The organism is Mycoplasma crocodyli MP145 (assembly GCF_000025845.1).
Lineage (GTDB): Bacteria > Bacillota_I > Bacilli_A > Mycoplasmatales > Metamycoplasmataceae > Mycoplasmopsis > Mycoplasmopsis crocodyli.
Genome location: NC_014014.1, coordinates 350,739 through 367,456, shown reverse-complemented (window position 1 = coordinate 367,456; position 16,718 = coordinate 350,739). Strand labels below are relative to the sequence as shown.

The window sequence follows — 16,718 nt, the reverse complement described above, 5'->3', positions numbered from 1 at the left end:
TGTATTGCTTTGCTATTATATAATATTAAAAATAAAAATAAAATATTTATTGAATTTTTTTAACAATGAATTGATAAGAATTTATTTGGTCGTTTATAATTTGAAAATTCGACTTAATTACTTGGTTTATATTGAATTTAAAATCATAAACATTGTTTGATAAATTAAAAATTATTTCATAAATTTCATTGTCAACTTTTATTACAAATTTATATAAGTTGCTTTTAGTAAAAACTGGTGTATTACTTACAACAATACTGTCAACTATTTTGAATTTTAATTCAAGAACAATTTGCTCAATATCCTTAATAATTTTTACTATTTCTTCCTCAATCGGAAGATTTAGTTGTTCTATTTTAATTTTGGTGCCAAAAATTCTAAATAATTTTTCTTGTTGCTCTCTATTTAGTTGATTACTAAAAATAGGTCATGTAAAAGCAAGTGAATAATTCAGTATTGAATTTAGAAGCAAATATGAAGAATATACATTAGTAAAATTAAAAGACGATTCTTTAATTTCATCAAAAAACAAATTATTAATATTATTGTTTAACATACTTTGATATCCAAGATTCTTCAAGTAATTTAATTTAGAAATTACATTTTTGTTTTTTAATGATTTAAAATTAAAGTCATCCACTCAAAAATACTTAAATATTCCTGACTGCTTACATATTTTGAAAATTCTTGTGTTATGTTTCAATGAAAGATTTAGGCCAAGATTTAAATCAAGACTTTTAATTTCATTCAAATAGTAATCAACTTCTTTTAAATTAGTAATAATATCAATTGGTTTTTTTGCATTAATAAAAGGAATTAAATTCTTAAAAACAAGTCCATCAGCTCTTAACATGTTTGTATAAAAATCAGCAATTTTTTTAACATTTTCTTTAAAAATATTTTGTCCATCTTTAGAATCGTTGATTGTGATATTTTTTGTTTTTAAAAATTTTGATAAATCAAGAATATCATCGCTAATTGATGAAAAAGTATAATCATAGTCTTCATGACTTCTATCTTGGTATTGATTTATAATTTTTACATATGAAAGCATGTTTGATAAATCTATTTCATGAAATATTTTGATTCCTTTTTCTTTTAGGGATTTTGTTAATTTTCTAATAGAAAGTAAAATTTTGTTTTTCGTTTGAAAAATTTTATCTTGGATAGCTATTGAAAAATTTAAACATTCAAAAAGATTAGGAAAAATGAAAATTGTTTTTGATTTTGTGAACATTTCAACATTTCTCAAAATAGAATCAAAATAAGATTCGATAATATTAATATCTTCCGAGTTTAAAACTTGACTATTAATAAATACTGTTGATGTTCTAATTTGATGTTGATTATAATTATTTTTTTTAAACTTGCTTAGCAAATTCATTGAATAAAAAAATTTCGAATGCAATTTCATCGTTTACTCCTGTTCTTTTTATATCTAAATCAATTTGACTAAGTTTATATATTATTTCCATAATACTCTTTTGTCCAAATTGATTAATTAATTCTTCTGCTTTTTTGAATCTAAATTGGTGAATATTTAATGCATCAATTATTTCATTTGTTGGTATTTGGCTTTTTTTAAAATTTATAACTTTATTAGCAAGTATAAACAAATTGGCAACTTGTCCAATTAATGAAAGTGTTGTATCACCAGCTGTCTTTCTTTCTATGTATTTCTTATAAATAAATGCAAAGTTTTTCGTGGGTATAGAATTAAGGAAAGAGAATTGATCATCTAATCCGTAATCACCTACACTACAATCAATTATGTCTTTTGTTATATTCAAATTTTCAGATAATAATTTTTTCAATTCCGAAACAACAAGTTCTAAATTATTTGGTAATTTTTGCGATAAATATAGTGCATCAAATATTGTTATTGTTCCATTATTATCATTTACAATTTGTTTAATAACTTTAGGATAATCGCTAGATTTTATTGCCTTAGCTTCCTTATGAATTGAGGTTGTAACAACATAATCACTAAATGAATTTTTAGTTATTTTTTCCTTTGAATAAGTAAAAATATACTCATTGTAATTGTCACTTCCTAACAATGTAACAAATGATTTTTCTTCCTTAGAAAAATCTGTTTCTTTTTTTGAGAATAAATAAAATTCTGGAAAAATAAATAGTCTTTTTTCTTGTAATAAGGAAATTGAAGACATATTTTCAACAATATTTTTAATATCACAAGGTTCTTCAAACTTTAAAATATTAAATTGTGAAAAATTGGCCTTGTAACGCTGAATTTCTGAATTTACAAAATATTGTTCTGTTCCACTAATAAAAATCATAATTTAATTATAAAGCCTTTTAATTTCTTTTTTGAATTTTATTTTACTAAAAGTTAAAAAATAAACCATGAAAATTTCATTAAAAATAACAATGGAAATAAGTTTATAAGATATCCTGAAAGATAAAATTATTTGATAACTTATATAACTTAAAAATTCTAATAATACGTCTAAAATTTTATAAATTATTGATAAATATGATTTAAAAAACCAAAGAAAAATAGAGTTAATTATTAAAAATTGACTTAGTGGAATTAATATTAAGCAATTTAAAAATGCTATCAAGTTAAAAGAGTCATTAAATGCTAATCCTAATTGAAAAGAAACTAAATAGATAAGAAAATTAAGTAATATATATCAAAAACATTTATTGATTTTATTAAATCTTTTTACCTTTAATTCATTAACCAAAACAATAAAAAAAGTTATGACATATGTATATCAAAATCCCTTTGAATTTAGTAAAAAAGGATTAAATATTAATGCAATTGTCCCAATAAAAAATGGAATAATTAATTTAAATTTTTGCTTAAAAAATTTTGAAGTAATATAGCTGAAAATTATCGAAAAAAATGCCCTGTTGCTTGATACGTTTTTATTAACTAATAAATAATAGATAAATATTAAAAATATACAAAGCAATTCATTGAATTTAATTTTTAGTTTTAGTGTTATATAACTTAAAAATTTATAAATTAGTGAAAAGTGAAATCCGCTAATAACAATAATATGTAAAATTCCTAAGTTCTTAGTTTGATTATAAACTTCCTGCGAAATATCATTACTGTAACCAAGACTAAGTAGCATAAAATACTTTTGAAAATAAATTGAACTATTAGATGAATATTCATAAAGTGATTTGTATAAAGTTCAGGAATTTGATACTAGATCAATTTTACTATATTCAATTACGCCACTAATCCTTTTTGAAAGTAAATAATAGTTTTTAATTTGTCATGAAGATCTAAAAGATTTTGCTTTTATTTGTAAAAAATCACCTACATTATATGAATTATCAGAGTCATAAAAGATATATTTATAGTATTTATTTTTCACAACATATTGAATTGTATCTTTATAAACAACTTTATAAATACCATCATTGAACAATAAATTAGAATTAAAATATTTTATAATAAAATACATTGCTAATATTATTGCAAAAGCAGATAAATCTAGCAATATGAACCTTACCTTTATTAAGGAAAATATAAAAAATAATAAAAAGAATAATAATGAAATAATGTCGAATTCAAAAAATATAATCTTTAAAATAAGTGTAACTTTAACAAATAAAAGTATAAAAACTAATCTAAGATCAAAAAAGTTTTTAATTTTTCTATAGTTTTTGGTCCAATTCCATTTATATCATTCAAATCTTGTCATGTTATATTCCTTATTGTTGTTTTGTTTTTAAAGTTAACTATTAAAGAAGCATATTTATAAGAAATGCCACGTATAACCAAATCATTTATTTCATGAATATTGTTCCATTTAATAAGCGAGTTATTGAACGGGACAAAAATTTCACTATTTACCGGTGCTAAATTCGACAACTCAAAACTATCGATATTAGCTTCAGGTAATAATCCTTGTATAAAAAACAACTCCCTATAAGTTAGTTGCATTGAACTTATATGTTTATCATTATTTTTAAAAGCGCCTTTTGTGATGTAAATATAAGTATTATTTGATTCTATTTTTTTAGATTCTTTGATGATTTTATAATCGAAAAAAACAATATAAAAAATTGAACATGTAGATGCTAAAAAAATAAAAATAAATATTATTCTGATAAACTTTTTCACAATTACTTATTAATAAATGTTTGAATTTTTAACAAAAAAGAACAAAAATAGGAAAAATAATTATTATTTCCTATGTCTTAAAAATCCTTTTGTATGATTACAATTTTATATATAATAAAAAAAGGTAATAATGAAAAATAAATTAATATTAATAACAGCAAATTTAATTTTATCATCAAGTATTGTTTTGTCAACTTCATGCAAAAACAATCAAGGATTTGATGAAAAAGATAATCAAAAAAACATTTTAGAAAAACAATTAGAACTAGTAAAAGTAGATATAAAAAACAAGAAAAATATCGATATCGATCATATTAAAACTTCTCAAATTTCTTTTAGTGATTTTGCAAATTTTAATGTAGTTATTAATAATTTAACCGTTATAAATAGCGATAATTTAGAAGTTATATTCCACTTAGAAGATGGAAAGAATTCAAGTAAAATAAGAAGAATAATAATTGCTGGTTTCTTGCAAAAAACAAACGAAAAGAATGAAATAATAAATTTAAATGAGATAATTAAATCAATTAAAGTTGATGTGCTAAATAAGAACAAAAACGTCAATAATGTGCACGAAAATGATTTGATTTTTAGTAATTTACAAGGTCTAAAAGCTAATGTAAAATTTCTTAATGTTATTGATAAAAATACATTAAGAGTTACATTTAATATTAGCGATTCACAAGGTAATAATTCAACTGATAGGGACGTTTTTATTACTGGGTTTTCAACGGAAGATATAAATAAAGAAATAATCAAAAAGCTCAATGAGCAAGTTGAATTAGTAAATTTAGATGTAAAAAATAAAAACCAATTAGCTAAAGATGTTACAAAAGATGAAATAAATTTTATAAATAATTTTGAATATGAAACTAATATAAAATATTTAAATGTTATTAATCATGATTCTATTGAAGTAATTATATTTTTAAGTGATGGAAAAAATAATTTTTCTGTTGATAAAACTATTATAATAAGTGGATTTTTAAAAGATGAAACTAATGATGAATTGGTTGATAAATTAAATAGACAACTTAATAATATAACTATTGATGTATTAAATAAAAACAGATTAGCATCAAGTGTTTTAGACTCTGAAGTTATTTTTAATAATGTTAATATTTTTAAACACTTTATTAAGGAAATAAAGGAAATTGATTTTGATAAACTAGAGGTTACTTTTTACCTTAAAGATTCAAAAAATAATAAGTCAAATGAAAGAAAAATAATTATTTCAGGTTTTCTAAATAAAAATACATTATTGCAAAATTTAAACAGACAAATTGATTTAGTAAATGTTTTGATTTCAGATAAAAACAAACTCGCTAATAAGGTTTTAAATGATGATATAACATTTGATAATACTAATCAATATCTTGTTGAAATTATTTCATTATTAATGATTGAAAAAAAATCATTAAATATTAAATTTAAATTAAAAGATATAAATGGTTTAAGCTCTAAAGAAAGAACTGTAAAAATTGATGGATTTAAATTTGAAAACACCCCTGGTGTCAATGATGTTTATGATGGGTCATTAATTAATGCAATAATACCAGAAGCAATACAACCTATAGCAACCTTTTATTTAAACCATGCTAAAAAACATAATTCAAACATTTCTAGTAATATAACTAATTTGATAAATGAATCAATATCTAAAAATGCTTGATTACTTGATCAAGATTTAAATAATATATCAAGCGTTATAATTAATAACCAAAATTTAGCATTAAGTTCAAATAGAAAAGATGTTATGAAATTAGCTGGTTGATTAATGTTAGATTGATATATGTCAGGAAAAGATTTAGAAATATTAGATCTAGAATGATTAAAACTAACACGCAAAGAGGGATTCCAAATTATAAGATTTTTAAGAAATCAAATGGCTTCATTTATTCCAAGTATTCACGAATATGCTCACATGGGATTTGTATACGTAGATGGAACTAGTGATAGAGATACCGAACATGGGGCCCAATATAATTTTGCAAATGGAATTGAAGGTAAAAATCAAACATATGATAAAAATCCTGATTTAGAAAATAAACTTATTAAACATTTTAAGAACGGAACAAATACAGTTAATGGTGATGTCTCAAGTGGTAAACTTTATAGATATTTAGATTACTACAATAATTTTTCGAATAAATTTTCTTATGGAATGGATAATCAAGAATTAGCAAAAGCATATATGGTAGGTATGTATGTTACTGATAATTTTTGATACCAAGCCAATGCAACTAATAAAAGTCCATTTCAAGCTTTTATCGATAGAGAAGCAATTTGTGATTTATATGCTAAATCAAGTCAAATATTTTTTGAATCAATTAACATGGACGTAAAATTAATGACTGGTTATAAAGGTAAATCAGATGGTAGTGGTTTTGGTCATGCTTGAAATTATGTAAAAATAAATAACAAATGGTTTGGTTTTGATTCAACTATGGCCGATGCTGGATATACTTATAATTCAGATGGAGCTCATCATTATAGTTTAGATACAAACGATATATTTTTCAACAGTTCAAAACAATCACAAGATGGAGCACTTAAAAAATCAGGTGATGTATATCATGAATTAAGAACTTTAACAGGTGCTTATGAAAATGGAAATAAAGAAGATTATGTTAAATTAAGTGATGATATGCCTTCATATAAAGGCCAAACATTGCTTGAAGGAGCTACATATAGTGATAGTAATGGAAATATAAAATTAGGTGCCGATAAATACATACCATTTAAATACTATAATGGAAGATATTATTACATTAGGTGAAGTAGTGATTCACTACCGAATGATGTTAATAAAGTTGAGTTATGAAGTGCATCATCAATTAATAATGACGATAAAAAACAAGAATATGTTTTCGATAATTATCTTTATTATCCTGGAGGAATACAAAAAAATCTTAATACATTTTTATGAGAATTATATGGTTCAAAGTTAGTATTATCCTATACCACAGGTGATAATGACAGAAATCTTTTTGTTAGAAATAATAACAAATCATATTTAGCAATTTATGATTTGGAAGCTACAACTAACAAATTAATTTGATCTGTAACAGTAGATGGTTTAGTAAGGGCATCGAAAATTTTATCAAGTCCTATTGATGACAGTATTTACTACGGATACAATATATTCAATGGGCCTTACGATCAAATACCTCATGCAATTGGTAAGTTGGAAAGACCTATTTACAACAGCATAAAGTTAGATAAAAATATAATGACTAAGGCCGATTTAAAAGAGAAAAATCATGAAAAAATAGATAAAACTTTATTGAGTTTATTAATATCGAAAGCTAGCACAATATTGGGGATGAATCCAGTTGGAAATCAACCGAATATGATAATCAAACAAGAATACTATAAAAAACTAGCACTAAGTATTGACGTTGCAAAAATGGCATTAAAATCAACTTCTTCAACAGAAGTCGATTACAAATACGTTTATGATCTAATAAAATATGACTTGCAAGAATTCATTAATAATATTAACGTAGATAATTTTGATGTAATGCCAAGTTATGATTTTAGGGTAGAAGGTAATCTATCAAGCAAAAAACTTGAATTAGTTATAAATGAAGCGCAAATTAACACAGCTGAGGCTATGTTTTATTGATATAAAGATGATAATTTAATAGCTATTACAAGTTCATCATTATTAAAAGTTGATAATGATAATGCAAGTAAATATAAAGTAGTTATTGTATATGAAAATATTGGTATGTTAAAAACTGATGCAGATTTGAATAAATATACTTATACATCAAGAGTTATCGATTTAGCTAATAAGACTACATGAACAACCACCGGTACTAGACCCGAGCCAGTTTCTAAAAAAAGATATAATAGTGTTTTGAGATTCAATTCAAACCTTAAATATGATTCAGATACCAAAAAAATGAGTATTAATATAAGTTCATTAACTAACGAATTTCCATATATTAACATATATAAAGATGGTGTATTATTAAATAAAATAAATACAAGAACTTTAAATGTAAATATCCTTCAAAACTATAACTTTTCTTTTGATGCGACTGATAAAGGTAAATATCAAATTGTTATGTTCTTACCAATAGTAGGTAGAGAACAAATAACATCAAATGAATTACAAATTTAAAAATTAAAATGATATATTTATAAATAAAACAAGTTGTTTTTTGTTAATAACCGATACTTATGAAAATTACTAAAAAAATGATTTATTATTTTCAAAATACAAAAAATTTTATAGTAAATGTTTTAAGTGAAAGTAAAATAATATAAAAAACACTATTTTTATGAAATTTAAATTAAAATAATAACTTTTACCTAATTGAATTAAATTTTCTATTTACGATTAGACACTATCTTTATATTTTTGTACTTATATAATATAGTGGATTATAAAAATCAAACGAGGTAAAAATGAAAAAAATGAATATTAAACTACTTCTTACATTAGGAAGTTCTTTAACAATTATCCCTGTTGCTTTATCAGCATCATGTGATAAAAAAACTGCTCAAGAATTAGCAGATGAACAATTATCAAAAGTTAAGGTTTCTATAGCTGATGCAGATAAAAAATTAGAAGCTGCAAAAATAACTAAAGAAAAAATTAAAATTGAAGGACAAGGTGATTATACACCCGTTGTTACTGTAACTGCAATTACAGAAAATGCTCCTAAAACCACTGACTCGGTAAAGGTTACAATTAAACTAACTAAAAAAGTTGATGGTAAAGATGTTACAAGTAAAGCTAAAGATTTTACAATAGAAGGATTTGTTAAACCAACTAAACCAGTTACTCCTCCTTCAACAACAAAAACATTAAAAGAATTATTAGATGAACAAGTAGCTAAGGTTACAATTGTAGTTAAAGATGAAGCGAAAAATAAAATTGCTACAGAAATTAAGGAAGCTGATTTAACAATTGCTGAATTTGGAACATACACACACAAAGTTACATTAACAACATCAGAAGGAAAAACTGCTGATAAATTAAAACTTACAGCTAAAGTTGTTCTTGAAGGTAAAGAAAAAGAAAAAACAATTACAAGTGTTGAAAGAACAATTGAATTAGGTGAATTTAATAAAGAAGCACCAGTTACTCCTCCTGCAACAACAAAAACATTAAAAGAATTATTAGATGAACAAGTAGCTAAGGTTACAATTGTAGTTAAAGATGAAGCAAAAAATAAAATTGCTACAGAAATTAAGGAAGCTGATTTAACAATTGCTGAATTTGGAACATACACACACAAAGTTACATTAACAACATCAGAAGGAAAAACTGCTGATAAATTAAAACTTACAGCTAAAGTTGTTCTTGAAGGTAAAGAAAAAGAAAAAACAATTACAAGTGTTGAAAGAACAATTGAATTAGGTGAATTTAATAAAGAAGCACCTAAAACATTAAAACAATTGTTAGATGAACAAATTAAATTGGTTACTGTAGTTGTTAAAGAAGAAAGTAAAACTAAAAAAGCCAGCGAAATTGCTGAGGCAGATTTAACTGTTGATAAATTAGGTGGATACAAAGCAACATACAAATTTGTAGTTACCGATAAAACAGGTGATACTACTAAAGCACTTGTTAAAGTTGAAATTACACTTTCAAAAGAAGAAAATGGTAAAACTATAAACAGTGAAATGAAATCATTTGAATTAGGTGAATTTGCAAAAGCTTAATTAACAATAAATTTTAAACTAGGGTGAAACCTAGTTTTTCTTATATTAAAGATAAGTCTTTAAAACGTTAATATAACTAATTTTAATTATCCGTTATAATAAAAATTATGAAAAAAATAAACATTTTTGAGACCTTTGCAGGTATAGGTTCACAATATGCTGCACTGAAAAACATTTCTAAAGAAATGAATATAGAAATTAATTCGTTGGGTGCATGTGAGTTCTATATAGATGCTATCATTTCTTATATGATAATTCACTATGGTACATTAAAACCCGAATTGAAAATATCAAAAGACAAGATGGCAGAACTATTATCAAATTACTCATTTAGCTCAGATAGTAAAAATATTGTTAGTCAAAACTATTTTTACAAGATGAAAGAAGAAAAGTTAAGTATTATCTTTCCATATTTATACAGCTTTGTTAATAATGAATATTTTAAATTAAGATATAAAGTAGAGAGAGAGAGAGAGAGAGAGAGAGAGAGAGAGAGAGTCACACTGATATTACTAAACTCTACAACCTTCCAAAAAATATTGACATCCTAACTTACTCATTTCCTTGCCAAGACTTAAGCCAACAAGGAAAACAAAAAGGACTTGCACAGAACACAAGAAGTGGACTTCTTTATCAAATAGAAAGAATTTTAGAAGCAAACAAAAATAATTTACCTAAGGTACTTGTTTTAGAAAATGTTAAAGCATTAACAACATCAAAATTCATTAATAGTTTTGAAGATTGAATCAAAACACTTGAAACATTTGGTTATAAAACAAAATGAAGTGTAATGAATTCAAAAGATTATAATTCAGCACAAAACCGTGAACGTGTTTTTGCTGTGTCTTTTTTAGGTGAAAATAATTTTGAATTTCCGAAGATAAATTCAAAACCAAAAACAATTAAAGAGGTGATAAAACAATCAATAAATGATAATAATGTTGATCTTAGTCATATGTTAAACAAATATAAAACAAGTTCCTTTACTAAATCAAACAACAATATTATCAAAAGTAAATTATTGGATTATACAAGTTTTAATTCTGAAGCATACATATATGATCTTGATGGTCTTGGGCCTACTTTAACCGCTACTGGAGCAAACAGTAGAATTAAAATATATGACAAGAAAAGTCAAAAATTATTTAGTATGAACTCACTAGACACATACTTATATATGGGATTTAAATTAGAAGATGCTTTAAAAGTAAAAGAAACTAATTTAATTAGTGATACAAAAATGATCTTTACATGTGGTAATTCAATTCATGTAAATGTACTTGAAGAACTATTCAAGGAGATTATAAAATGTATGAAGTAGAATTATGAAACATTAATAATTATTCTTACATTACTCTTGATTTCAAAACTAAAAACTTCGATAATCCAGGTTCGAGAACAAAATGTAATGGAATAATAAAATTGTGTATTGAAAAATCGGGCAGAATTTTAGATTATATAATTGAATTTAAAACAATTTCAATTGACATAATGACTACACAAAGTTGATTTGAAAATAAGTGTAATAATTTTAGGTTAAGATCGGATATGTTTAAATATATTTTCGATGAAAATATTGAGCAAATTCCTCGTCCAAACATTAACAAGAATAAAATTATTACCCTAAATGATAGGCAAATAAATTCGTTGAACAATTGGTTTTATAATAATTATTTTGGAACATTAAAAAATATAATTTCTCTTTTAAAAGGAAATAATGCAGGAGGAAGTTTTTCTAAACCACAAAATAGTGAAATCAAAATAACTTCAGAATTAAGTCGTAAGGATAATGCGGTTATGTTTATTGATATTTTAAAGTATAAATCAAATACAAATAATGAAATCAGTCTCAAAAAAAGAATAGATTCATTTTTAGATTATCAATTTATAAGAAATTCAAATCTAACGCAATTTTATGAAAATATTAATCATAGGGTTTTTAAGGAACTTTACAAATTACTCCATGAAACAGGGTTAAACAAAATTCAACGTTACAATAATTGTATTAAAGAGATTCAGTTAATTATCAATAATGTAGATCAAAAAATTAAGCAAGGCTTAAAAGAAATAGAAAAATCAAGATCAGCAAGATTATCAAGATCAAACCTTGTTTTTAATGCTACAAACAATTTTGAAAATGCACATATTTATAACGTAAAAGATATAAAAGAAGACTATAAAACTGAAAGTTGGAAATTGTTAGAAGGTAAAAAGAATAATGAAATTAGTTCATTTATCAATAAAATTATTGATAAAAAATTTCTTGATAAATTTATAAATTATACTTGTGACATAGAAAACTTATTAGACCTTTCAAGTAATGTACATTTACTTTTTGATAAGAATTATTTTACTTATGATTTAGAAGGTAATTTAATAAAAATCAAAAATTTTAATGAACTTAAAGCTAATCAGATTAACGAGTTAAGTGAATATAAAAAAATACCAAAAGAGTGTTTAACTAAAAAAAGGAAAGAATATTTAAAAAATAGAAATCAAAGAATATTCAAAAATCAAAGACCGGCACATTAATTTATTGGTCTTTGATTTTATTATTTTTTATAATATAATCACCATTCCAGAAATGAGTAATAACTTCTTCTATGAAGTTCGTTAGAAACATAGTATTTTTCTGAACCAATAATTATAGGATCTTTATAATATCTTTTATTCCCTTTTGAATCAAAAGTATTTTCATATTTACTCGTTAAAAAAGCTCTATCAATTTTAAACTTCGTTTTACAATAATTAATATTTTGTAAATTTTCTATTTCTTCTTGATCAACTAAACCCGATTCAAGAAGGCTTCAAATTTGATTTCTTACAAATTGTCCTATTTTAACAAATTCTTGTTTTTTTCCTTCATCCTTGCAAGATGCGTCATGATTAAAATTGTTATTAAGGTCATTTATTTCATCTTCAGAATATTCAAGACTTATTAAGAATTTCTTTTTCATGTTTTGATATCTATGGTCTAAATATTCGTTATATTTTTCAACCAATTCCGAAGATGAAGTTATATTGTTTAATCAATTGAATTCATCCCTAGTAGTGAATGTATATCTTTTTTCTATTTCATCAAGTTTATATTTAAAGTCTTTGTTTGTATTATAAAATTCATAAATCGTATTATCTTTTTTCATGATATTCAAATCACTTGGTAAATATGCAAAATTTGATAAGCAACTTATTGCTAAATCATTTGTCTTAAATTTTTGACTTAATTCACGAAGTTTATTTTTAGGAATCAAGTGTTCGACATGAAAAAGTTTAGATAGTTGGTCTTCAGCACTAAAATATTTCATATAAATAGTGTTTAAAATTATTAAATCTTTATTTGTTGGATTCGGAATTTTAATGTAACCCTTTTTTTCTCTTGTTTTGTTATAATAACTATCAAATTCACTTGAAAAAGAATTGATGGTGATTTTTTCTAAATATCTATTAGATTTATTAAAAGTATAAATTGTTTTATCAGGACCGGTCGATCATTTAGAACTTATTATGTCAAAAACATAATATTTTCACAATGTCTCATCAAGAATTTTCTTTTTAGTATTTCAATCGATTACTTGTTCTAGAGTTTCTGAATCATATTTACATCTAAACACAAACGAAATAAACGAAATGATCTGATTTGTACCGTGAAGATTCTTAAATGTTTGCTCATTATTTGATTTAAATCTAATAATTTTTGCTAAATTATTTTCTACAAAATCAATGCAGGAAATTAATTTTTCTTGTAATTCACTTATTCTATTTTTAAATTTAAGAATTACATTAAAAATTGTTGATATTTTTTTGGATGAATCATAAAAACATGAATTTAATAATTGAAAAGCTAATGGAATTGACTTTTCAGCATCTCTAGTAAAAAGAATATTATATTTATCAGATAAGAACATTGATAAGCCGAAAACATAATCGAATGAAGTAATTAGTTTTTTAGTTCTTATCATTTCTCTATCGTATCCATCAACAATATAATCTTTACTTTCTTGATAAGAGTCATATTTTTTTAATACTTTTTCGATTATTTCATTATTTTCTACAACAATTTTTTCTCTTGGTCAAGTTGCAGCATAAATTTCGAATTCTTCTAATTTAACACCTTCTGAATTTATCCTATTAAATACTTCAGGCAAAGAATTAAAATCACCATCATAAATAATAACCGGAATTAATTTATCTTCTAATCTTTCAACAAGTAATTTGTAAGAATTTAAAAATGGAGTATAAACTTTTTTGAATTCATACTCATTTACATTGCTTGTAATCAAATCTTTTGAAAGAGATCTGATTACATCAGCACTTTCAAAATCATTAAAACTATTATAACTTCATATTATTTTTTCTATTTCATTAGTTATTTTTGTAATTTTTTCGTAATCTTTTTCATTATTAATATCCACATTAAAAAAATTAAATAAATTCGTTTTTTCTTCTTGACCAGTAAAATCAAATGAAAAATACTTGTTTGGTTGTTTAATAAAATTTCTAATTGCTGTACTTCTTTGTAATCCATCAATAAGCATAAATCTATTATCATTTTCTCTATAAAGCAATAATGAACCAACAGGATAATCATTAACAATTGAATCTATAAACGAGATTTCATCTTGTTTTTTTCATTTGAAACCTCTTTGAAACATAGGAATTGTCAATTGACTACATTTTTTTGAGTTGCTTGTAAGTGCTTTATAAATATTATTTAAACTTCATTCTTTAACTTCTATAGCCATAATTTAAATTAATATGGTAAACCATATATGCCTTTCAATTTTACAATTATTAATATTGTCTTTATTAGTATTATCGCATAATTAAAATAGATGTTTATAAAAACATTTATTTTCAAAATTATATTTTTTACATTTTTTTAAAACAAGAAAATATAAAAATTCTATTGTTTGTAAAACGACAGCACAACATTAATAGTCTATTAATAGGATATATATGTCTATTATATATTTTGAGCAATAATAATTGGTACAAAAAATGTAGTTTGTAAATAGATTTTTATTTCTATTAAAAAGTGGTAATATCTATAGTGCATTGGTTAACAGCTATTAAAAATAGAGGAAAGTCCGCTCTAGCATTACCTGAGATGGTAATAGTGTTCATGTCAAATCAAATAAATTTGAGCTTAGACGACTAGTGCCACAGAGACGAGAATAGTGAAACGCGGTAAACTCCATGAGCTAGAAACCCAAATATTGGTAGGGGAATTGAAGAGAGCTAAATGAAGTTATCTTTGAAATCGAAAGATTAGATAAATTGTTAACACATCTTATTTATAGGATGAACAGAAAGCGGCTTATAGATGCAACAGGTAGTAATACCTGTTTTTATTCTTAAAAATAATGTTTTAAATTGATAAAAAAATAATGATTTTATTTTTAAATAATTAGACAAATCATTTTATGGTTTATAATTAAATAATATATAGAAAGAGGTAAATAATATGTCCGGGCAAACGACTTGAATAATTTTAGGAGTTTTAGTAACTGCGTTAGTGATTTTTTTCATTTATGCAGCCGTAAAAGACTCAATAAGCAAGAAAAAAATTAATAAAAGCAAGAGAATTTTTATAGAAGAAGCTAAAGAATTTCACAAGAAAACGACCTTAATTGTTAATGAAATAATAAAATGCAATGATAAATACTTAGCTGAATTTACAGTAAGTGTTGGTGAATATAAAATGGGTGAGCTATGTCAAACTACTAAAGAAATATTCGAACAAACTAGACTAAGTGATCCTTTTATAAAATTCTTTAAAAAGAATCCTGATTATTCAGACTTCGTAAAAAATTATGTTAATTTAGAACTTTCAAATAGTAATTTATGAATAAAACGAACTACAAAATCATATAGATATTTTATTGATCTACTAAGTCAAATGGGTGATATAAATTCAGATCATAAATATGATGCCGATCTTCAAGAAATAAGGAATTATTATGAAAACAAACTTTTGAAAAAATCTGAACCTACCGAATAAGTTAACTTTATTAAGATTGCTTTTAGCAATCCCTTTTATTATATTATGCTCAATATCAACTATTTTATGGTTCTATAGATATTCTTCGTATAATGCATATGAACTAGGAGTTAGAATCACAACTTCTGTTGCTATTCTTATTTTTATTGTTGCGATGATAACCGATTATTTTGATGGTAAAATAGCAAGAAAAGAAAATATCGTTACTTCTTTTGGTAAATTATGAGACCCAATTGCAGATAAAATAATGACTACAACAGCCCTTATTTTCTTAGCCGTTTGACAAATGGTTCCGGTCTGATTAATTTTGCTTTTCATACTTAGAGATTTAATTGTTGATGGATGCAGATCACTATTAAACAAACATGATGTTGAAATAGCAGCTAATTTTTATGGAAAAGTAAAAACAATGCTTTTATCAATAGGAATAGTTATAACAATGATTGTTTTTGTTGCTTATTCACCTTCTTTTTACATATTTGGTGGAGAAGGATATTGATTCTCATATGTTATTAATCTTCCTATAATTGTTGCTGCTGTATTTAACGTATTAGCCGCTATACCATACATAAAAAACGCCTTATATTTATTAAAAATAAATGATTAATCATAATTTAGAAAAGTGATTTGATAACTCTGTATTTATAAGTGAATTTTTTGGTGTTTTCATTCTTATAATTGGTGGGCTAACTTCTACCAAAATAGCTATAGGAAAGTGAAAAAAGTTTCCTTTTTCATATGCTTTTATATATACTTTTTTTACCTTTTTGTCTTTTATTTGCGCTTGGTTAATTCTCTTTACCTTTAATAATTTTAATGGAGATTATGCTCCTATTATTAACCCAATAAATTTGATAATTAACTATACAATGAATATAATAAAATTTAATAATTGAACTGTATTTAAAAGTCTGTTGTATATACTTT

At 23.8% G+C, this 16,718-nt stretch carries 12 protein-coding genes and 1 other RNA gene; 8 read left to right on the top strand and 5 right to left on the bottom strand.

The features are described 5' to 3' along the window. Window positions 1-46: 46 nt before the first annotated feature. Genes MCRO_RS01675 through MCRO_RS01660 form a run of 4 tightly spaced genes read right to left on the bottom strand, consistent with a single transcriptional unit; the run spans window position 47 to window position 4,108 of the window. On the bottom strand, window positions 47-1,414 hold the full coding sequence (locus MCRO_RS01675; RefSeq protein ID WP_041594031.1) for a hypothetical protein: 1,368 nt from the start codon (window positions 1,412-1,414) through the stop codon (window positions 47-49). After that, window positions 1,362-2,300, bottom strand: coding sequence for a DNA polymerase III subunit delta (gene holA / locus MCRO_RS01670; protein WP_013054786.1), 939 nt, complete (start codon window positions 2,298-2,300; stop codon window positions 1,362-1,364). Before holA ends, MCRO_RS01675 begins: the two co-directional genes overlap by 53 nt. 3 nt (window positions 2,301-2,303) lie before the next feature. Then, the gene (locus MCRO_RS01665; protein WP_013054712.1) at window positions 2,304-3,686 is read right to left on the bottom strand and encodes an MAG0480 family ComEC-like protein; all 1,383 of its coding nucleotides are present in this window, start codon (window positions 3,684-3,686) and stop codon (window positions 2,304-2,306) included. Further along, a complete protein-coding gene (locus tag MCRO_RS01660; protein WP_049757053.1) occupies window positions 3,608-4,108 on the bottom strand; it encodes an MAG0490 family ComEA-like DNA-binding protein in 501 nt (166 codons plus the stop codon). Before MCRO_RS01660 ends, MCRO_RS01665 begins: the two co-directional genes overlap by 79 nt. A gap of 130 nt (window positions 4,109-4,238) precedes the next feature. Between MCRO_RS01660 and MCRO_RS01655 the strand changes: the two genes are divergently transcribed. From MCRO_RS01655 to MCRO_RS01630, 5 genes are all read left to right on the top strand, one after another. Further along, entirely contained in the window at window positions 4,239-8,240 is a 4,002-nt protein-coding gene (locus MCRO_RS01655; protein WP_013054277.1) for a transglutaminase domain-containing protein, read from the top strand. A 287-nt stretch (window positions 8,241-8,527) separates the two neighbouring features. Continuing rightward, window positions 8,528-9,790, top strand: a complete 1,263-nt coding sequence (locus MCRO_RS01650) for a lipoprotein 17-related variable surface protein (protein ID WP_013054130.1) — start codon at window positions 8,528-8,530, stop codon at window positions 9,788-9,790. A 107-nt stretch (window positions 9,791-9,897) separates the two neighbouring features. Beyond that, window positions 9,898-10,341: a DNA (cytosine-5-)-methyltransferase N-terminal subunit gene (gene dcm_N, locus MCRO_RS01645; RefSeq protein ID WP_041594030.1), complete on the top strand. Its 444-nt coding sequence runs from the start codon at window positions 9,898-9,900 to the stop codon at window positions 10,339-10,341. Next, window positions 10,299-11,111: a DNA (cytosine-5-)-methyltransferase gene (gene dcm, locus MCRO_RS01635; protein WP_083757853.1), complete on the top strand. Its 813-nt coding sequence runs from the start codon at window positions 10,299-10,301 to the stop codon at window positions 11,109-11,111. The genes dcm_N and dcm overlap by 43 nt, the downstream gene beginning before the upstream one ends. Beyond that, complete coding sequence (locus tag MCRO_RS01630) at window positions 11,099-12,322, top strand: MAG4270 family putative restriction endonuclease (RefSeq protein WP_013054643.1); 1,224 nt, start codon at window positions 11,099-11,101, stop codon at window positions 12,320-12,322. Before dcm ends, MCRO_RS01630 begins: the two co-directional genes overlap by 13 nt. Window positions 12,323-12,342: 20 nt before the next feature. Here the strand turns inward: MCRO_RS01630 and MCRO_RS01625 are convergent, their stop codons facing one another. Next, the gene (locus MCRO_RS01625; RefSeq protein ID WP_013054663.1) at window positions 12,343-14,532 is read right to left on the bottom strand and encodes a DUF262 domain-containing protein; all 2,190 of its coding nucleotides are present in this window, start codon (window positions 14,530-14,532) and stop codon (window positions 12,343-12,345) included. A gap of 309 nt (window positions 14,533-14,841) precedes the next feature. On the opposite strand from MCRO_RS01625, the gene rnpB reads away from it, so the two are divergent. The 3 genes from rnpB (at window position 14,842) to pgsA (ending at window position 16,398) form a co-directional block, all read left to right on the top strand. Continuing rightward, window positions 14,842-15,115: RNase P RNA component class B (gene rnpB, locus MCRO_RS04040), an RNA gene on the top strand. A 139-nt stretch (window positions 15,116-15,254) separates the two neighbouring features. After that, on the top strand, window positions 15,255-15,791 hold the full coding sequence (locus MCRO_RS01620) for an MHJ_0274 family protein (protein WP_013054611.1): 537 nt from the start codon (window positions 15,255-15,257) through the stop codon (window positions 15,789-15,791). Continuing rightward, a complete protein-coding gene (pgsA, locus tag MCRO_RS01615; protein WP_013054368.1) occupies window positions 15,751-16,398 on the top strand; it encodes a CDP-diacylglycerol--glycerol-3-phosphate 3-phosphatidyltransferase in 648 nt (215 codons plus the stop codon). Before MCRO_RS01620 ends, pgsA begins: the two co-directional genes overlap by 41 nt. Window positions 16,399-16,718: the final 320 nt, after the last annotated feature.